Genomic DNA, 19,251 nt, shown 5'->3' with positions numbered 1-19,251 from the left:
CCAGGGGATGCGTTTCGAACTTGCCCGGCAGAAGAGGCGAGCGGAACGCGGGGAGGAGCCAATGCGGAAGCTGCAGTCGCAAGGCGTTCATCACATCACGCTGGTCGGCGCCGGACGCCAGACCTCGATCGACTTCTGGGAAGGGGTGCTCGGCATGCCCTTCATCTTCGAGCAGCCCAATCTCGACAAGGCGAGCGAGAGCCACCTTTATTTCGACCCGGGCGACGGGCGCCTGATCACGGTCTTCACCGACGAGAGCCGGACCCCGGTCAAGCGGCGGACGCCGACGGATATCGGCTGCGTCCACCACATTGCCTTCTCGGTGTCGCGGGTCACCTTTCTGCAGGCGGTCGGGCGGCTCGACGAGCGCGGCATCAAGCACAGCGGCGTCAAGGACCGCGGCTTCATGGACTCCATCTATTTCGAGGATCCGCTGGGACTGCTGATCGAGCTTGCGTCCTACCGATTCGAGCCGCCGGCCGGCTTCACCCATGCCGAGGTGCTGATGGAAGCGCACAAGATCCGCGTGGCGCGCGGCGACTACAATATCGCCGAACTCCATCTGGCCGATGCCATCCAGGCGCTGGTCGAGCGGTCGCGTGAAACACTGTCGGAAAGCAGGGCGCCGAAAAATCCTTATTAATCAGGTCAGAGGGAGGACCAAGATGGCGAAGACCGCAACGAAGAGCGCAAAGAGACCCGCGGCCAAGGCCGCGCCGAAGGCAGCGGCGAAGACGGCCGCGAAGGTGACGGCAAAAGCCGCACCTAAAGTGACGGCAAAGGCAAAAGCAAAGCCGGCTAAGAAGCCGGCCGTGAAACTCAGCATGCTGAGGCCGAGCGTCAATAACATGACGGTTAGGGTGTTCGCGCGCGCGGCCGGGCTCGATCCCGCAGAGACCGACGCCTGGGGCCATACGCGCTCGCCTGAGTTCCTGGCGCGCAATCCGGCGCATCTGACGCCGATGATCGAGGACAAGAGCCTGCCGCGCGGCGTGCTGTGGGAAAGCTGCGCCATCATGCAGTATCTCGCCAACAAGCACGGGCTGGAGAAGTTCTATCCCAAGGCGCCGGCCAAGCGGGCGATGATCGACAGCGCCATGTTCTATCTGGTCGGCACGCTTTATCCCTATGTTGCGCGCGCGACCTATCCGGCGCTCGGCTTTCCGCAATATGCCGGCGAGGTCGGCCACAGCGACGCCCATCCCGACAAGAAATCGGAAGCGCAGAAGGCGGCGATGGCCGCGATCGCCGAGCCGCTCGAGGTGTTTCACTCTTTCTTCCGCAACGGCAAACCGTTCATCGGCGGCAACAACCCGTCGATCGCCGATATAAGGCTGGGGGCAACGCTCGAATTCCTGGCGGTCGTCGACTATGCGCTGCCCAAATGGGCGAAAGAGTACATGGCGGCGCTGGAGAAGAAGCTCGGCAAGGCTTATGCCGAGCCGGCAGGCGACGTGCGCGGCTACATCGCGCATATGAAATCGCAGGCCAGGGCGTAGCGGTCCCGGCGTTAAGGTTTCGTTTACCTAAGACCTGTCTACTGGTCTCAGTCCTCGCCGCGACCACGGATGTACTGGCGCCATGACGAGGCAAGGGAAAGGTCGGCTCCGTGCCGGCCTTTTGCTTTTCGCGGCCATCGCCGAAATCACGACAGAATGATTGCATCATCGACGGGCGGACCGAAATCCTATTGTCATCCTCGTCATGGGTCGTACGATACCGTCAGGGGCAGAGCGACGGCGACGAGGACCTGCGATGAACACGGCAAGATTTCTGGTGATGGCGGGCGCGCTGTCGGTTGTGCCCTTTCCGTCGGCCGCCACCGCACCGCTCAACGGCATGAACGAGGTCGGCGCCGCTCTGCTCGCCTGCTGGACGCCACCGGCCAATTCCGACAATTCCTCGGTCACGCTCAGCTTCAGCTTCAAGCGCGACGGCACGCTGATCGGGCCGCCTAAAACAACCGCCATTCATGTCGTCGGCGACGACAAGGCGCGCAAGGCCTATGTGGACGCGGCGATAAAGGCGTTGAATGATTGCCTGCCGCTCAGCCTTTCACCGGCGCTGGCGCAAGGCATCGCTGGCAACGTCTTCACGCTGCAATTCAGCTCACCGAAGAAATAAGCGGGCAGACTCGCTGTTTCAGGTCAGGCCGCGCACGCCTGACGCGGTACGCCTGACCTCAGCGTGTTTTTCCAACTCCGGCATCTCGAAGACATAGTCGCTCCAGGCCGAATCCGGGATCTGCCCGGCCAGGTAACAATCCAGCAGAAGGTTCTGTTCCGGGGTAAGGGGCCTCGGCGCCTGCTCATGATCCAACCCAAGCGAATGGATCAGGTTCCTGGTCAGGCCAGAGACGGTGAAGTGAATGGACATCTTCAGTCTCCTGGGTGCAGCGCGGATCACATCAGCACCGGGAAACGTCCACCACCGGTCAAAGGTTTCATCAGCAATCCGTGATCGCGACGGCGGCTCGACCGGCTGCCAGAAGGTTTCGGCCGCTGCCTCAACCTTGAGGCGAAAACGTAATATTCTTTTCACAAGATTGAGAGTAACACTCAAAACTGCAACAAGTTTTGCAGGGTAACCTTCCTGTCTATGAGTATTTCCTCATTTAGAAGGCTTTGATTCAGTCGAACTTGTTTCCTACCAGGGGGTGGCGCCCGATGACGAGGTTACGACTTCTTGATTTACTGCTCCTGACGGTCATGGCGACCTTGTCGCTGACGCAGGTATCTTATGGCGATCCCTGCTCGGCGCTGAGAAGTCAGATGCAATCCGGCGGCCGCGGCGGAGTGAGCCCGGAGCTCGCGCAACTGCGCCGTCAGCTCGCCGCGATCCAGGGGCTGGAGAGGCAGCGCCGCTGCACCGCGAGCAGCGCAGTCGGCGGTTTCTTCAACGCCTGCGCCGATCTTGCCCGCAACCGCGCCGAAGTGCAGCGCCGGATCGCCAGCAGCGGCAATTCCGGCCGCGACTCCTCGGGGCTGCAGGCGAGATACGTCGCCCTCGGCTGTCAGACGGCACCCAAGCGGCAGCAGCCGCCCAAGCCCGGAGCCTCCAGCCCGACCTATGGCGGGAATGCGATGCTGTTTTGCGTTCGCCTTTCGGACGGCTATTTCTTCCCTGCGCCGAACTCGCAATTCGCGCAGGCCGGCGATCTCAAGGATACGGCCGATCAGTGCCGTTATATCTGCGACGATCCCGGCGTCGACCTCTACACGCTCAGCGATCCGAGCCTCGAGACCGATCAGATGGTCGCGGTGGAGACGCGCAAGCCCTATACCGAGCTTCCGACCGCCTTCCGTTATCGCGATGCCGCAGAGTTCAAGGCCTGCGACCTCAAGCGCTACTCCCGGCGGGTGACGGAGCTCAGGGCGCGCACTGTGACGCCCGGCAATATGGAAAACGCCATCATTCCCTTGCCGACAACAAGGCCCGACCTGGACACGGTCTCAGCCATTGCGTCGGGCGGCAGCGAAGTGAGCGCGGGCGCCGCGACAACGCCCGCCGCGGCTGTTCCGGCCAGCGCGAAGCCGGTGCGCATGGTTGGTCCGACCTTCTTCCCCGCGAACTGATTCGGGCGTCGCTCTTGTTCTGATTCGTCCGGCGCCATCGGCAGTGGCGAGCAGTCATTCGCAGATGACGCGATAGCGCTTGCCGTCTTCGCCAACATTCCTGCAGGTGAGGGGGTTCTGCTCGCCGGATGTCGGGTCGGGCGGATTCTGGCCGAAGGACGGTTTCGTCGAAGCGGGCCGATCCATTATGGTTAGCGGATCGTTAATGCTTGTCGGGCACATTTCCGCGACGAACCGCGAAGGGGGTTCGGTTGGGGTGGCAACAGCATGGCGGACGTGGACAAGACGAGTGGGACTGGCGGCATGCGCGACCCCCTCGACGCAACGGTTGGGCATGACGAAGACACGCCCGCCGACGACGGCGGCGAGCAGCATCTTGCCGATCTCGAACGCACGATGGACGCCATGCGCATGGGCGTCGTGCTTCTGGACGCCCGGCTCGACACGCTGATCATCAACAAAGCCTACCGGGAGTTTTCCAGGATCCCCGACGGGGTGGTGACCGTCGGCGCGCCATTCAGCCGCCTCATGGATCTCAATCGCCGCAACGGCATCTATGGCGAGATCGACGAACAGGAGTGGCAGCGCTACCTTGCCAGCCGAATCGCTGAAATTCGTGCCGGTTCCGTCGCGCCGCGCGAGTTCGTCCATGCCGACGGCCGCACGATGATATTCTCGGTGACGGCGTTGTCCGGCGGCAAGCGCCTGTTGACCTATTATGATGTCACCGAGGTCAAGCGCCGAGACGCCGAGATCGAAAGAGCCAATGCCAGGACGGCCGAGACCTTCAGCAATCTCAGCCTGATGGTCGATTCGATGCCGATCGGCGTCATCGTTGTCGATGCCGAATTGCGCGTCGAGGTGATCAACCAAGCCTTCTACGACTTCTGGAAGATCGATCCGCGGCGCGCACCGGCCGGCATCTCTTTTCGTGACCTCATGGAGGCCAGCCGCGACGCCGATCCGTTCGGCGCCGAGGAGCAGACATGGCGAAGCCATGTGACCGAGCGGGAAGCCGAAATCCGCGCCGGCGCCGCAGGCTCTAGGCAGTTGCCGCGCAGCGACGGCCGCACGCTGATCGCCTCGCTGGCGCCCCTTCCGGCCGGCAAGCGGCTGATCTCCTATGTCGACATCACCGACATGAAGCAGCGCGAGACCGAGGCCGAGGATGCGCGCAGGAACCTCGCGACCGTCCTGGAGTCGCTGCCGGCGGGCGTCATCATCTACGACCGCGACGACCGCTTCGTCTTCGCCAACCGCAAGCTGCAGGACACGCTGCCGGCGCTGAAGCCGGCCTGGCAGCCGGGCCGCACATTCCGCGAGGCATTGTCTCTCGGCCATTCGGTCGGCTATTTTCGCTCGAGCGGCGACACTGAAATCGACGGTCTGTACGGCGTCGACACCGAGCGCTGGCTCGACGCCATGCTCAGGCGGTACCGTTTGCCAAATTCCGCCTACGAGCGCCTCAACGCCGACGGGCGCTGGTACCAGGTCTATGACATGCGCACCGATGACGGGACGTTCATCGGCGTGCGTGTCGATATCACCGACATCAAGGTCCGCGAAAAGGCGCTGCGCGACTCCATGCGCCAGATCGACCTCTACCGGCACGTGATGGATGAGCTGCCGGTGGCGGCCTTCATCAAGGCCGACGATCTCAGCATGGAATTCGTCAACAAGGCCTGGTGCGCGCTGACCGGATTCGCCAAGGACGAGGTGCTCGGCAAGACGGATCGCGAGCTTTTCGCGTCGGAAGAGGCGGACGGCTTCAGCAATGACGATACCGAAGTCGTGGCGACCGGCACTGGACGCGAGGTCGAGGAGGCTGTCACCCATCGCGACGGCACCGTGCGGCAGCTGATGACGCGCAAGAGCCGACTGGTGGCCATTGACGGGTCGGTGCATCTGGTCGGTTCCAGCACCGACATCACCGACGTCAAGGCGCGCGAGCAGGCGCTTCGGCAGAGCATGAGCGAGAACGAGGTGTTCCGCAGCCTGATCGACAATGTGCCGGTGTCGATCTACGCCAAGCGTTCGGACCTCAGGCAATTCTATGTCAACAAGGGCTGGTGCGACCTCACCGGCTTCAGCAAGGAAGAGGCGATCGGCAAGACCGACGTCGAGATATTCGGCGCCGACGGCGAAGCCTTCGTCGCCGGCGACCTTGCCGTGCTGCGCACCGGCGAAACTCAGGAGATCGAAGAGACGGTGGTGCTGCCGGACGGCAGCGTCAGGCACCAGTTCGCGCGCAAGGGCGCGATGATCGCCTCCGACGGCTCGCTCTATCTCATCGGCTCCACCACCGACATCACCGAGCTCAAGCAGCGCGAGGCCGAGCTCAGCGAAGCGAGGCGGCGCGCCGTGCTCGCCGACCGGGCCAAGTCGGAATTCCTCGCCAATATGAGCCACGAAATCCGCACGCCGATGAACGGGGTCCTTGGAATGGCGGAGCTTTTGGCAAAGTCGGACCTCGATCCGAAGCAGAAGACGTTCACCGACATCATCGTCAAATCCGGCAACGCGCTGCTCACCATCATCAACGACATCCTCGACTTCTCCAAGATCGACGCCGGCCAGCTGGTGCTCGACCCGGCGCCATTCAATCTTGCCGAGGCGATCGAGGATGTGGCGACGCTGGTCTCGACGCGCGCCAAGGAGAAGGACCTGGAGCTCATCGTGCGCGTCCAGCCGGGGCTCGACGGCCAGTTCGTCGGCGATGTCGGCCGTGTCAGGCAGATCGTCACCAACCTGCTCGGCAACGCGGTGAAGTTCACCGACGAGGGCCATGTGCTGGTCGATGTGACGGGCGAGCGGGCTCCCGCGGGAACGAAGCTCACCATTTCCGTGACGGATACCGGCATCGGCATTCCCGAGGACAAGCTGAAGCTGGTGTTCGAGAAGTTCAGCCAGGTCGATACCTCCTCGACCAGGCGGCACGAAGGCACCGGGCTTGGCCTCGCCATCACCTCGCGGCTGGTCTCGATGATGGGTGGCGAGATCGGCGTCGACAGCGCGGAGGGCAAGGGCTCGACCTTCTGGTTCACGGTCACGCTGCCCCGGGCCGAGCAGGGCGGGCAGCGCATCACACCGGTCGACGTCACCGGCGCCCGCGTGCTCATCGTCGACGACAACGCCGTCAACCGCTCGATCCTGAGCGAGCAGATGGCGTCGTGGACGTTCGATTCCTGCGCGGCCGAAAGCGGCGCCGAAGGGCTTAAGGTGCTGATTGCCGCCGCTGCCTATGGCGTGCCGGTCGACTGCGTCGTGCTCGACTACCAGATGCCGGGCATGACCGGCGCCGAGATGGCGCGCATCGTGCGCAACACGGCGGGCCTGGCGCATACGCCCATCATCATGCTGACCTCGGTCGACCAGTCGCTTGCCAACACTGCGTATCGCGACCTCGGCATCGATGCGCAGCTTATCAAGCCGGCGCGCTCCTCCGTCCTTCTGGAAACGCTGGTCGCGACCATCCAGCGTCATCGCCACACCAGCGCCGCAGCGCAACCCGCCGTTGGCGGCGGCCTATCGCAAGCCGCGCCGGGGCAGACGGCGACGTCGGACCGCGCCATGCTGCAGCCGCCGCCCGTGCGTGCGCGCCAACGCCCGGCCGAAGCCGAGCGCGGGCTCGACATCCTCGTTGCCGAGGACAATGAGGTGAACCAGATGGTGTTCACCCAGATCCTTGGCGAGACCGGCTACCGCTTCGAGATCGTCGGCAACGGCCGCAAGGCGCTCGATGCTTTCGGCAAGCTCAATCCGCGCATGATCCTGATGGACGTGTCGATGCCGGAAATGAACGGACTGGAAGCAACAGGCGCCATTCGCAAGCTCGAGCAGGACATGGGCACGCATGTGCCGATCGTGGGCGTCACGGCGCATGCGCTGAAGGGCGACCGCGAACGCTGCCTAGAGGCCGGCATGGACGATTACCTGCCGAAGCCGATCAGCCCGCGAGCGCTGCTCGAAAAGCTCGAGCGCTGGCTGGGTTCGGATATCGAGACCCGGCGCAGCGCGGGTTAAAGCGAATTTAGCCGGCAGGCGGGCGCAAGGCGTTGACGTATGCGTATGGTGCGATCGCACCATATCAAAGCAAACGCCAAGCTCTGACAATCGTAGCATTGATTCCGCTCTTCGGTTACGGGCGGGAGCAGCGACCGCCAACAAGAAACAGCGTCGACTCTACCCCAACGGACTCTGTTTTCGGCGATGGCCACGCCATGATCCGCTCTGGCATGCAGGCAACGCGCTCTCGTCCGGATTTTATTTCCCGGCGGCCGCGATCCGGCCGCCGGGATAATTTTTGATTCAAAAGTCAGACAAGTCGCTGATTCCCGCGGCAAACTCCGGCCGGCCCGCAGAGACCGCCGGAAGCCCTTCCGATCATCCCCGTTCAGGCGTTACCGGGCTGACACGAAACTGTCATGCGACTGTAATAATCGAAGTCTATTGCGCTCACCGGGCGCCGATAGAACGGGTGCCGAAAGACCATCTTCCGAACAGGAGCAGGCCACATGAGACATTTCATCCGCTCTGCGGCCGTTGCGATTGCAATGGCTGCGGCATCAACCCTTAGCATCTCCGCCGCGATGGCAGCCGATATCTCCGGCGCCGGCGCCACCTTCCCCTATCCGATCTATGCGAAGTGGGCCGACGCCTACAAGAAGGAGACCGGCATCGGTCTCAACTACCAGTCGATCGGCTCCGGCGGCGGCATCAAGCAGATCAAGGCCAAGACGGTGACCTTCGGCGCTTCCGACGCGCCGCTGAAGGGCGAGGATCTCAACTCCACCGGGCTCGCGCAGTTCCCGATGGTGATGGGCGGCATCGTTCCGGTCGTCAACCTCGAAGGCGTCAAGCCGGGCGAGCTGGTGCTCGACGGCCCGACGCTGGCCGACATCTTCTCCGGCAAGATCACCAACTGGAACGACGAAGCGATCAAGAAGCTCAACCCGGACGTCAAGCTGCCCGACCAGGCGATCGCGGTCGTGCACCGTTCGGACGGCTCGGGCACCACCTTCAACTTCAGCTACTATCTGGCCGACGTCAGCGCCGACTGGAAGTCGAAGGTCGGCGTCAACACCGCGCTCGAGTGGCCGGTGGGCATCGGCGCCAAGGGCAATGAGGGCGTCGCCAACAACGTGTCGCAGACCGGCGGCGCGATCGGCTATGTCGAATATGCCTATGCCAAGCAGAACAAGCTGACCTACACCGACCTGATCAACAAGGACGGCAAGAAGGTCGAGCCGACCGCCGCCGCCTTCTCGGCCGCCGCGGCCAATGCCGACTGGAACTCGCAGCCGGGCTACGGCGTCATCCTGGCCAACCAAGCCGGCGCCGAAACCTGGCCGATGACGTCGGCAACCTGGATCCTCGTCTACAAGAAGCCCGACGATGCCGCCGCCACCGGCGAGGCGCTCAAGTTCTTCGCCTGGTCCTACGCCAAGGGCGACGAGCTGGCCGCCAGCCTGGACTATGTTCCGATGCCCGACGCGGTCGTGAAGAGCGTCGAGGAAATGTGGGGCAAGGACATCGTCGACGCGAACGGCAAGCCGCTCTATTCCGGCATGTAATCCTGACGAACAAGGGAGGGCGCTTCCGGCGCCCTCCTGTCTCTTTCGAAATGCGAGGGGCTAGATGAGTGCCGTTTCCGAAGCCGCGACATCGTCCGCCATGCGGACCAGGGAAGCGACAGTGCGCCGCTTTGCCTTCACCGACATGGTCTTCCGGGCGGCCACGCGCGCTTCCGCCATCCTCGTGCTGGTTCTGCTCGGCGGGGTCGCCATCTCGCTGATCGCCGGATCGTGGGAAGCGCTGTCGAAATTCGGCATATCCTTCCTTTCGACCGAATCCTGGAACCCGGTCACCGAGAATTTCGGGGCGCTGGCGCCCATCTACGGCACCATCGTCACCTCGGCCATCGCCATCATCATCGCCGTGCCGATCGGCATCGGCATCGCCGTCTTCCTGACCGAGCTCTGCCCGCGTCCGCTGCGGCGCCCTATCGGCATCGCCGTCGAGCTTCTGGCCGGCATTCCCTCGATCATCTACGGCATCTGGGGCCTGTTCGTCTTCGCGCCATTCCTGCAGACGACGATCCAGCCCTTCATCATCTGGCTCTTCAAAGGCGTCCCCGGCCTCAACAGCCTGTTTGCCGGCCCGCCCTACGGCATCGGCCTGCTGACCTCCTCGCTGATCCTGGCCATCATGGTGCTGCCCTTCATCACCTCGATCACCAAGGACGTGTTCGACACGGTGCCGGCGGTGCTGAAGGAATCGGCATACGGCATCGGCTGCACGACCTGGGAGGTGACGCGGCGCGTGACGATTCCCTACACCCGCGTCGGCATCATGGGCGGCGTCATGCTCGGCCTCGGCCGCGCGCTCGGCGAGACGATGGCCGTCACCTTCGTCATCGGCAACGCGCATCGCATCAGCGCCTCGCTGTTCGCGCCGGGCACGACGATCTCGGCGACGATCGCCAACGAGTTCACCGAGGCCGATGGTGCGATCTACACCTCCTCGCTGGTGGCTCTCGGGCTGATCCTGTTCATCATAACCTTCATCATCCTGGCGCTCGCACGCTACATGCTGCTGCGCATCGATAGCCGCACGGGAGCCTGACCGATGGCGACTGCCGCATCACTTCACCAGAGCCGCAAGCGCAAGAATGCCGTGATGATGGCGCTTTGCGTCATCGCCGCCGGCATCGGCCTCGCCTGGCTGGCGCTGATCCTCGGCGCCCTGCTATACAAGGGGCTCTCCGGGGTGTCGCTGGCCGTGTTCACCCAGATGACGCCGCCGCCCGGCGATGCCGGCGGCCTGCTCAACGCCATCTACGGCAGCATCGTGATGACGATCATCGGCATCGTCGTCGGCACGCCGATCGGCGTGCTGGCCGGCACCTACATGGCCGAGTACGGCCGCTTCTCGAAGCTCACCACGGTGGTGCGTTTCATCAACGACATCCTGTTGTCGGCCCCTTCGATCATAGTCGGCCTGTTCGTCTATGAGCTGATGGTGCGGCCGATGGGGCACTTCTCGGCCATCGCCGGCGCCGTCGCGCTGTCCATCCTGGTGATCCCCGTCGTGGTGCGCACCACCGAGGACATGCTGAACCTCGTGCCCAACGCGCTGCGCGAGGCGGGCACCGCCATCGGCGCGCCGCGCTGGGTGGTGATCCGCTCCGTCGCCTACCGCGCGGCGCTGTCCGGCATCGTGACCGGCATATTGCTGGCGATCGCCCGCATCTCCGGCGAGACGGCGCCGCTGCTCTTCACCGCGCTCAACAACCAGTTCTGGTCGAGCAATCTCAAGGCCCCGATGGCCAGCCTGCCGGTGACCATCTTCCAGTTCGCTCTCAGCCCTTACGAGGAATGGCAGCAGCTGGCCTGGACGGGCGCACTCATAATCACCCTGACGGTTCTCGGGCTGAGCATCATCGCCCGCAGCCTAACCGGACGCAGAGAGGACAGATGAAACCGATGTTGTCCACCGACCTGAACGTAGCCGACACGACCGTCGAGAAGGCCAAGATCGAGGTCAAGAACCTCAACTTCTACTATGGCCAGTCGAAGGCGCTGAAGGACATCAACCTGTCGCTGCCCGAGCGCAGCGTGACCGCCTTCATCGGCCCGTCGGGCTGCGGGAAGTCGACGCTGCTGCGCGTCTTGAACCGCATCTACGAGCTTTATCCGAAGCAGAGCGCCGAGGGCCAGGTGCTGCTCGACGGCAAGAACATCCTCGACCGCTCGCAGGACCTCAACCTGCTCCGGACCAAGATCGGCATGGTGTTCCAGAAGCCGACGCCGTTCCCGATGTCGATCTACGAGAACATCGCCTTCGGCGTCAGGCTCTATGAGAAGATCAGCAAGGCCGAGATGGACAGCCGCGTCGAATCGGCGCTGAAGCGCGCGGCGCTGTGGAATGAGGTCAAGGACAAGCTCAACGCCAGCGGCCAGAGCCTCTCGGGCGGCCAGCAGCAGCGCCTTTGCATCGCCCGCACCGTGGCGGTGAAGCCGGAGGTCATCCTGCTCGACGAACCGGCCTCGGCGCTCGATCCGCTCTCGACCGCAAAGATCGAGGAGCTGATCGACGAATTGCAGGCCGACTACACGATCGTCATCGTCACCCACAACATGCAGCAGGCGGCGCGCGTGTCGCGGCAGACGGCGTTCATGTATCTGGGCGAGCTGGTGGAGTTCGACCGGACCGAGAAGATCTTCACCTCGCCCCGCGAGAAGCGCACCCAGGACTACATCACCGGCCGCTTCGGCTGAGCTCATACGAGGACAACATCATGGCCGAACATACCGTCGCCTCCTTCGACGAGGATCTGAGGCAGATCAGCCGGCTCATCAACGACATGGGCGATCTCGCCGGCTCCATGGTCGGCGGCTCGACCAGGGCCCTGCTCGAAAGCGACAATGCGCTGGCGCAGCGCGTCGTCTCCGACGATGCCATCATGGACGCGCGTCAGCGCGAGCTTGACGACCGCGCCATCACGCTGATCGCCAAGCGCCAGCCGATGGCGGACGATCTTCGCCACGTGGTCGGCTCGATCCGCATGGCGGGCGACCTCGAACGCATCGGCGATCTCGCCAAGAACATCGCCAAGCGCGTCGGGTCGGTCGGTGTCAGCACCGCCCCTCGCGACCTCACGCATTCGATCGATTCCATGGCGCAACTGGTGCTGATCCAGGTCCAGGGCGTGATCCAGGAATATACGGTGGGCGATGCCACGGCGCTGGCCAAGCTTCGCAACGACGACGAACGCATCGACGTCAAATACACCTCCGTCTTCCGCGAGCTGTTGACCTACATGATGGAGGACCCGCGCAACATCACCGCTTGCACGCATCTTCTGTTCTGCGCCAAGAACCTTGAGCGCATCGGCGACCACGTGACCAACATCGCCGAGAACGCCTATTATGTGCTGACCGGCACGCAATTGCCCGCCAACCGTCCCAAGCAGGACGAGACGGCAATGTCGGCGCCGGCCGCCTGACGGAAAAGGTTACCCCGATGATCGCGCCACGCATCATGGTGGTGGAGGACGAGGAGCCGCTGGGGGTGCTGCTCCGCTACAATCTCGAATCCGAGGGTTACCAGGTGGAAGTGGTGACCCGCGGCGACGAGGCCGAAATCCGCCTTCAGGAAAATGTTCCCGACCTGCTCGTGCTCGACTGGATGGTGCCGGCGGTTTCCGGCATCGAGCTTTGCCGGCGTCTCAGGATGCGGCCCGAGACCGAGCGGCTGCCGATCATCATGCTGACCGCGCGCGGTGAAGAAAGCGATCGGGTTCGAGGTTTGTCCACCGGCGCCGACGACTATCTGGTCAAGCCGTTCTCGACGCCGGAGTTCATGGCGCGCGTCAAGGCGCTGCTGCGCCGCGCCAAGCCGGAGGTGCTGTCCAGCGTGCTCAAGGTCGGCGACATCGTGCTCGACCGCGAATCGCACCGCGTCTACCGCAAGAAGAGCGAGATCAGGCTGGGCCCGACCGAGTTCCGCCTGCTCGAGTTCATGATGCGGCATCCCGGCCGCGTGTTCTCGCGCAGCCAGCTGCTCGACAATGTCTGGGGCGAGACGATCTATATCGACGAGCGCACGGTGGATGTGCATGTCGGCCGCCTGCGCAAGGCCGTCAACAACGGCCGCATGCCCGACGTCATCCGCACCATCCGCGGGGCGGGGTATGCGATCCGCGAGGATTAGGTTCACCGTTCGTGGAATTGATGCGTCCACTACCGGATCGCATGCGCTGGTGAGTAGCCGAGACGCTCGTGCTTCGTCATCCACGGGCGGAGCAAGGAGCGCAGCGACGCAGCGCAGACCCGAGGATCCATTCCGTGACTTCGACGCGTCGCGACGGTCCAGAATTCTGCGCCGCTGCGCCCTACGATCCAGGTAACGGCATGGATTCCAGGGTCTACGCTCCGCTTCGCGTCGCTCCGCCCTGGAATGACGAAGCCCAAAGGCCTTCGCTTATCTCCGGCGAATCAGAAACCCGCTTAGGCGACGTTCTTCCCCGCGGCGCCGGACCTCGTCTGGACCCCCGGCGCGAAAATCTCCTGGTCGACGAAGGTCAGCGCGCGCATGGCGCAGCCTTCGCGGATCAGCGGCAGCTCGTTGGGTTCGCTGTCGAAGGAGATCGAGCTCGAGTGCTGGCCGCCGGCGGTCTGGGCGATCGCCTCCCTCAGCGCCGGCTCGATCAGGTCGAAGGCGGCCGCGCTGACGCCGACCATGGCGACCGGCGCCGGGTCGATGAGGGCGAACAGGCTGCCAAGACCGAAGCCCAGCGCTTCGCCGGCCCGACGATAGGCTTCCCGTTCGGGGCCGTCCTCCTGTCGGGCCTTTGCGGCCAGCGCGCGCATGTCGGCGTCGCCGACGTCGGTCGGCGCGGCGTCCTCGCTTATCCCCATGGCGCTGCGCCAGATGGCGTAGTTGCCGGCATAGGCCTCGACGCAGCCACGCCGGCCGCAGCGGCAAAGCGCGCCGCCCGGACGATGGATCATGTGGCCGAACTCGCCGCCGGAGGAATGCGTGCCGGTGAACAATTCGCCCTTCAGCACCAGGCCCATGCCGATGCCGTGCGAGAGCAGGATGGCGATGAAATTGTCGCGATAGCGCTCGGGATCGCGCCATCGCAGCGCCACTGCCATCATGTTGCAGTCGTTCTCCATGGTGGCGGGGATGCCGAATTCCCTCTCCAGGATATCGGCGAACGGAATGTCGGTCAGCGGCGTGATCGGCGACCACAGCATGGCGCGCGCGTGGGAATCGGTGATGCCTTGAATGCCCATGGCGATGCGGGCGACGCTGCCCACGTCGAGATCGGGATCCTGCAGCCGGCGCCGGACGATCGCCAGGCACTCGCCGATCAGCTCGTCGCGCGGCATGACGAGCGTGTCCAGGCGCCGCTGCTCCTCGGCGATCACCTGGCCGGCATAGTCGATGACGGCGACCGACAGGAAGTTCAGCGACAGCACCACCGTCAGCACCGCGGCGGCTTCGGGGTTCAGCGCCAGGCCAATCTGCGGCCGGCCGCGTTTCAACGCCGTCGGCTCGCTGGCCTTGCTCTCGGTGAGGATGCCCTCCTGGATCAGATCGGCGGAGATCGCCGAAATGGTCGAGTGGCTGAGGCCGGTGGTGGCGGCAATTTCCGTCCGCGATGGCTGGCCGGCGCGGCGCACGGCCGAAATCACCATGGCGCGGTTGCGCCGGCGCAAATCGTCGTGACGGATTCCGACCGACATCGTCTCGCACGTCCTCCCCGGTCATCGCGGCCTTGTGATGATGCCATGGCCTGACGCTGACACGCTAAGGATAGTGGCAGAAGCCAAAGCCGATGTCATTATTTATTGCGGACTCCGAAAAAAATGCCTGGACCCATCAAATGCCATCAGAATCTCGGTTGACAGCTTCATTTCGCTGCATCACTATTTTTTTGAGGCTCGAAAAAAAGCCTCTATGCCGGCCTTCGGGCCAGTCTGGGTCGCGCCGCACAGGGCGCAGGGAGGATATTATGAAAAAATTCGCAGCCGCCATTCTGGCGGGTGTTGCCATGTCGCTGACGCTGGCTTCGGTCGCCGAGGCGAAGGGCAAGGTGATCGGCGTCTCGTGGTCGAATTTCCAGGAAGAGCGCTGGAAGACCGACGAAGCGGCGATGAAGGCCGCCATCGAGGCCGCCGGCGATAAGTATATTTCGGCCGACGCGCAGTCCAATCCGGGCAAGCAACTGACCGACGTCGAAAGCCTGATCTCGCAGGGCGCCAATTCACTGATCATCCTGGCGCAGGATGCCTCGGCAATCGGCCCGGCGGTGCAGAAGGCGCTCGATGAGGGCATCCCGGTTGTCGGCTACGACCGCCTGATCGAGAACAAGGACGTTTTCTACCTGACCTTCGACAATAAGGAAGTCGGCCGCATGCAGGCCCGTGAGGTGTTCAAGGCCAAGCCCGAAGGCAACTACGTCTTCATCAAGGGCTCGGGTTCCGATCCGAACGCCGACTTCCTGTTCTCGGGTTCCATGGAAGTGCTGAAGGAGGCGATCGACAGCGGCAAGATCAAGAATGTCGGCGAGGCCTATACCGACGGCTGGCTGCCCGCCAACGCGCAGAAGAACATGGAGCAGTTCCTGACCGCCAACGACAACAAGGTCGACGCGGTCGTGGCCGCCAATGACGGCACCGCCGGCGGCGTCGTCGCGGCGCTGACGGCGCAAGGGCTGGCCGGCACCGTTCCGGTCTCGGGCCAGGACGGCGACCACGCGGCGCTCAACCGCATCGCGCTCGGCACGCAGACCGTGTCGGTATGGAAGGACGCGCGCGAGCTCGGCAAGAACGCCGCCGAGATCGCCTCGCAGCTCGCCGACGGCAAGAAGATGGCCGACATCGCCGGCGCCAAGGACTTCACGACGCCTGGCGGCAACACCGTCAAGTCGCTGTTCCTGACCCCGATCGCGATCACCAAGGACAATCTCAACCTCGTCATCGACGCCGGCTGGATCAAGAAGGACGAAGTCTGCGCTGGCGTTGCCGCCGGCAGCGTCAAGGTCTGCAACTAAGCTCGCCGACACTAGACCAAAAACCTTGCGCCGCGGCCTGAAAGCCGCGGCGTTTTCTCAAAGATTACCGTTCCGCCTCGAGCGGATAGCTTCTAGGCTTGCTCCGGCGTCCGCGCCAGACGGGCAGGCCGGCAGGAGGAATTCATGACCGACACGACGTCCACCCAACCGGCAGACACCGCGCGTGCCTCGGAGCTGGGCACCGTCGCCCGGTTCCTGAAGGCAACCGAGCTGGACACCCGCATGCTCGGTATGATCGGCGCGCTGCTCCTGATCTGGGTCGGGCTGCATGTGATCTCCAGCCTGCGACTTGGCGTCAATCCGCTCGACTTCGACAGCCGCACCTTCCTGACGCCGCGCAACCTCTGGAACCTGTCGGTGCAGACTTCGGCCGTGGCGATCATGGCGTCGGGCATGGTGCTGGTCATCGTCATGCGCAACATCGACCTGTCGGTCGGATCGGCCGAAGGGGTGATCGGCATGGTCATGGGTTTTGCCCAGGTTCATTTCCTGGTCCGCTTTGTCGGGCTTGAGCTCGGCAACCCGTGGATCTGGGTTCTGGCGCTGCTGATCGGCCTGGCGCTCGGCCTCCTCATCGGCGCCTTCCAGGGCTTCATCATCGCCTATCTCGAAGTGCCGGCCTTCATCGTCACGCTGGGCGGTCTGCTGGTCTGGCGGGGCGCTGCCTGGTGGGTCACCAGCGGCCAGACGGTGGCGCCGCTTGACGCCACGTTCCAGCTGATGGGCGGCGGCCCGGCGGGCTCGATCGGCGCCAAATGGAGCTGGGTCGTCGGCATCGTCGCCTGCCTGGCGGTCATTTTCATGCATTATAACGGTCGCGTGCAGCGCAAGCGCTTCCGTTTCCCGCTGCGTCCGGTGTGGGCCGAGACGCTGCTCGCCACGGTCACCTGCGCGATCATCCTGGGCGCTGTGTGGCTTGCCAATTCCTATCCGTGGCCGGTCGGCATCGTGAACCGCTATGCCGCCGCCAACAACATCACCGTTCCCGAAGGCGGACTGTTCATCGCGCATGGCATCGCCATTCCGGTGCTGATGGCGGTCGCCGTCGGCCTGATCATGACCTTCGTCACCAAGCGCACGCGCTTCGGCCGCTATGTCTTCGCCATCGGCGGCAACCCGGAAGCGGCCAACCTCGCCGGCATCAACACGCGCTGGATCACCATGAAGGTGTTCATGATCATGGGCGTGCTGGCGACGATCGCGGCGGCGATCTCGTCGGCCAGGCAGAATTCATCCACCAATGCGCTCGGAACGCTGGACGAGCTGCTGGTCATCGCCGCGGCCGTCATCGGCGGCACGTCGCTCGCCGGCGGTTCCGGCACCGTGCTCGGCGCCATGCTTGGCGCGCTGCTGATGCAGTCGCTGCAGTCCGGCATGGTGCTGCTCGGCGTCGATTCGCCGCTGCAAAGCATCGTCGTGGGTGCCGTGCTGGTCGTGGCGGTGTGGCTCGACACCCTCTATCGCAAGCGGGCCTGATCAGGCAGGAGAAACAACATGGCTGACAAATCCGCTCCCGCCGGCGTTCCGCTGGTCGACATGCGCAACATCTCGATCGCCTTCGGCGGCATCCGCGCAGTCGACGACGCGTCCGTCGATCTTTTCCCCGGCGAAGTGATGGCGCTGCTCGGCCACAACGGTGCCGGCAAGTCGACGCTGATCAAGATCCTGTCCGGCGCCTACAAGCGCGACAGCGGACAGATCTTCATCAATGGCGAGGAGGCATCGATCTCCAATCCGCGCGACGCCAAGAAATACGGCGTCGAGACGATCTACCAGACGCTGGCGCTGGCCGACAATGTCGATGCCGCGGCCAATCTCTTCCTCGGGCGCGAGCTGATGACCGCCTGGGGCACGCTGGACGACGTCGCCATGGAAGCCGAGGCGCGCAAGGTGATGGGCCGGCTCAATCCGCGCTTCCAGCGCTTCAAGGAGCCGGTCGTCAAGCTGTCGGGCGGACAGCGGCAGTCGGTGGCGATCGCGCGCGCGATCCTGTTCAACGCCCGCATCCTGATCATGGACGAGCCGACGGCGGCGCTCGGGCCGCAGGAGACGGCGCAGGTCGGCGAGCTGGTCAAGCAGCTCAAGGCCGAAGGCATCGGCATCTTCCTGATCAGCCATGACATCCATGACGTCTTCGAACTCGCCGACCGGGTCTGCGTGATGAAGAACGGCCAGGTGGTCGGCACCGCGCGCACCACCGACGTCACCCAGGACGAAGTGCTCGGCATGATCATCTTGGGCAAATGTCCGCCCGGCGCCATTCCAGGCCCTGGCGCGCTGAAGATCGCGGCGTAAACCCAGGCATAGCCGGCTAATTAATGGCTGCGTGATGTACCAGCCGCGGTGATGATTTGACCGCGCCATTGTGTTGACGCGGAGACTTGCCCATAAAGATCGTCGACCGTCCACGGGCCACATCTTTGATTTGAAGAAGCTCTTTCCGATCGTTGCCTTTGTCGCCGTCGCGCTGATCAGCCTGACGATGGCCGGGTTCGCCTATTTCGCGACGCAGGAGGCGGCGCGGATCAAGTTCGAGGGCACCGCCGACGACGCGCTGAGCCGCATCGAGAGCCGCATCGACCTGCATCTGTCGCTGCTGCGTTCGACTCAGGCGCTGTTCGATGCCCGCAACGGCGACATCACGCGCGGCGAATTCAACGCCTTCTTCACCGCGCTGAACATCGATGACAACTTCGCAGGCCTGCGCGGCATAGGCTTCCTCAGGCTCGCCAAAGCCGGCGACGAGGCCGCGGTCGAACGCGATATCCTGCGCGACCATGGGGCGGCCCACCCGATCTACCCCGCGACGACCCAGCAATGGCGAACGCCGATCGTGCTGTTCGAGCCGCTCGACACGTCCAACCAGTCGATCATCGGCTTCGACATGTTCAGCGAGCCGGTGCGGCGGGAGGCGATCGAAAAGGCGATGGCCGACGACCAGCAGCATGCGAGCGGCCTGGTCCAGCTCGGCCAGGGCGCCGGCGTGGCGCAGACGTTCACGGGTTTCCTGGTTTTCGTGCGGCTGAACGTCGAAACCGCCCCGGACGTGATAAATGCAAGCCGCTCCTCGACGGCCGGGTTTCTCTACGC

At 64.1% G+C, this 19,251-nt stretch carries 17 protein-coding genes; 15 read left to right on the top strand and 2 right to left on the bottom strand.

Translation table 11 applies throughout. The features are described 5' to 3' along the window. The first annotated feature begins 61 nt into the window (after window positions 1–61). The 3 genes from EOA23_RS10870 to EOA23_RS10860 all read left to right on the top strand — a co-directional run bounded on the left by EOA23_RS10870 (window position 62) and on the right by EOA23_RS10860 (window position 2,124). Window positions 62–643 (top strand): VOC family protein, encoded by a 582-nt coding sequence (locus EOA23_RS10870; protein WP_127304028.1) that lies wholly within the window; start codon window positions 62–64, stop codon window positions 641–643. 22 nt (window positions 644–665) lie between these two features. Further along, complete coding sequence (locus EOA23_RS10865; RefSeq protein WP_127304026.1) at window positions 666–1,499, top strand: glutathione S-transferase family protein; 834 nt, start codon at window positions 666–668, stop codon at window positions 1,497–1,499. A gap of 280 nt (window positions 1,500–1,779) precedes the next feature. Beyond that, window positions 1,780–2,124, top strand: coding sequence for a hypothetical protein (locus EOA23_RS10860; RefSeq protein ID WP_127304040.1), 345 nt, complete (start codon window positions 1,780–1,782; stop codon window positions 2,122–2,124). Between the two features lie 18 nt (window positions 2,125–2,142). Here EOA23_RS10860 and EOA23_RS10855 read toward each other — a convergent pair whose 3' ends face one another. Further along, entirely contained in the window at window positions 2,143–2,376 is a 234-nt protein-coding gene (locus tag EOA23_RS10855) for a hypothetical protein (protein ID WP_126064099.1), read from the bottom strand. 290 nt (window positions 2,377–2,666) lie between these two features. Here EOA23_RS10855 and EOA23_RS10850 point away from each other — a divergent pair, with 290 nt between their 5' ends. The 8 genes from EOA23_RS10850 to phoB all read left to right on the top strand — a co-directional run bounded on the left by EOA23_RS10850 (window position 2,667) and on the right by phoB (window position 13,289). After that, window positions 2,667–3,575, top strand: a complete 909-nt coding sequence (locus EOA23_RS10850) for a DUF2865 domain-containing protein (RefSeq protein WP_127304024.1) — start codon at window positions 2,667–2,669, stop codon at window positions 3,573–3,575. 267 nt (window positions 3,576–3,842) lie between these two features. After that, window positions 3,843–7,598, top strand: a complete 3,756-nt coding sequence (locus EOA23_RS10845) for a PAS-domain containing protein (RefSeq protein WP_127304022.1) — start codon at window positions 3,843–3,845, stop codon at window positions 7,596–7,598. A 491-nt stretch (window positions 7,599–8,089) separates the two neighbouring features. After that, window positions 8,090–9,148, top strand: a complete 1,059-nt coding sequence (pstS, locus tag EOA23_RS10840) for a phosphate ABC transporter substrate-binding protein PstS (RefSeq protein ID WP_042641603.1) — start codon at window positions 8,090–8,092, stop codon at window positions 9,146–9,148. A 64-nt stretch (window positions 9,149–9,212) separates the two neighbouring features. Further along, window positions 9,213–10,199, top strand: a complete 987-nt coding sequence (gene pstC / locus EOA23_RS10835; protein WP_127304020.1) for a phosphate ABC transporter permease subunit PstC — start codon at window positions 9,213–9,215, stop codon at window positions 10,197–10,199. A gap of 3 nt (window positions 10,200–10,202) precedes the next feature. Further along, window positions 10,203–11,054, top strand: coding sequence for a phosphate ABC transporter permease PstA (pstA, locus tag EOA23_RS10830; RefSeq protein WP_127304018.1), 852 nt, complete (start codon window positions 10,203–10,205; stop codon window positions 11,052–11,054). After that, the gene (gene pstB / locus EOA23_RS10825; RefSeq protein ID WP_112129583.1) at window positions 11,051–11,854 is read left to right on the top strand and encodes a phosphate ABC transporter ATP-binding protein PstB; all 804 of its coding nucleotides are present in this window, start codon (window positions 11,051–11,053) and stop codon (window positions 11,852–11,854) included. Before pstA ends, pstB begins: the two co-directional genes overlap by 4 nt. Window positions 11,855–11,874: 20 nt before the next feature. Further along, window positions 11,875–12,582: a phosphate signaling complex protein PhoU gene (gene phoU, locus EOA23_RS10820; protein ID WP_042641610.1), complete on the top strand. Its 708-nt coding sequence runs from the start codon at window positions 11,875–11,877 to the stop codon at window positions 12,580–12,582. Between the two features lie 17 nt (window positions 12,583–12,599). Further along, window positions 12,600–13,289 (top strand): phosphate regulon transcriptional regulator PhoB, encoded by a 690-nt coding sequence (gene phoB / locus EOA23_RS10815; RefSeq protein WP_010911896.1) that lies wholly within the window; start codon window positions 12,600–12,602, stop codon window positions 13,287–13,289. Window positions 13,290–13,585: 296 nt separating this feature from the next. On the opposite strand, the gene EOA23_RS10810 is transcribed toward phoB, so the two are convergent. Then, on the bottom strand, window positions 13,586–14,830 hold the full coding sequence (locus EOA23_RS10810; RefSeq protein ID WP_127304016.1) for an ROK family protein: 1,245 nt from the start codon (window positions 14,828–14,830) through the stop codon (window positions 13,586–13,588). A 269-nt stretch (window positions 14,831–15,099) separates the two neighbouring features. On the opposite strand from EOA23_RS10810, the gene xylF reads away from it, so the two are divergent. The 4 genes from xylF to EOA23_RS10790 all read left to right on the top strand — a co-directional run. Continuing rightward, complete coding sequence (gene xylF, locus EOA23_RS10805; RefSeq protein WP_127304014.1) at window positions 15,100–16,140, top strand: D-xylose ABC transporter substrate-binding protein; 1,041 nt, start codon at window positions 15,100–15,102, stop codon at window positions 16,138–16,140. Between the two features lie 144 nt (window positions 16,141–16,284). After that, window positions 16,285–17,637, top strand: a complete 1,353-nt coding sequence (locus EOA23_RS10800; RefSeq protein ID WP_127304012.1) for a sugar ABC transporter permease — start codon at window positions 16,285–16,287, stop codon at window positions 17,635–17,637. Window positions 17,638–17,655: 18 nt separating this feature from the next. Next, the gene (locus EOA23_RS10795; RefSeq protein ID WP_126064106.1) at window positions 17,656–18,456 is read left to right on the top strand and encodes an ATP-binding cassette domain-containing protein; all 801 of its coding nucleotides are present in this window, start codon (window positions 17,656–17,658) and stop codon (window positions 18,454–18,456) included. Between the two features lie 130 nt (window positions 18,457–18,586). Beyond that, the coding region (locus EOA23_RS10790; protein WP_189341576.1) for a CHASE domain-containing protein at window positions 18,587–19,251 on the top strand (665 nt) is incomplete at its 3' end.

This window comes from Mesorhizobium sp. M2A.F.Ca.ET.042.01.1.1 (assembly GCF_003997405.1).
In the GTDB taxonomy this organism is placed as follows: Bacteria; Pseudomonadota; Alphaproteobacteria; order Rhizobiales; family Rhizobiaceae; genus Mesorhizobium.
Note: the sequence above shows the minus strand (reverse complement) of the source record. Positions and strands in the feature narration are given on the sequence as shown.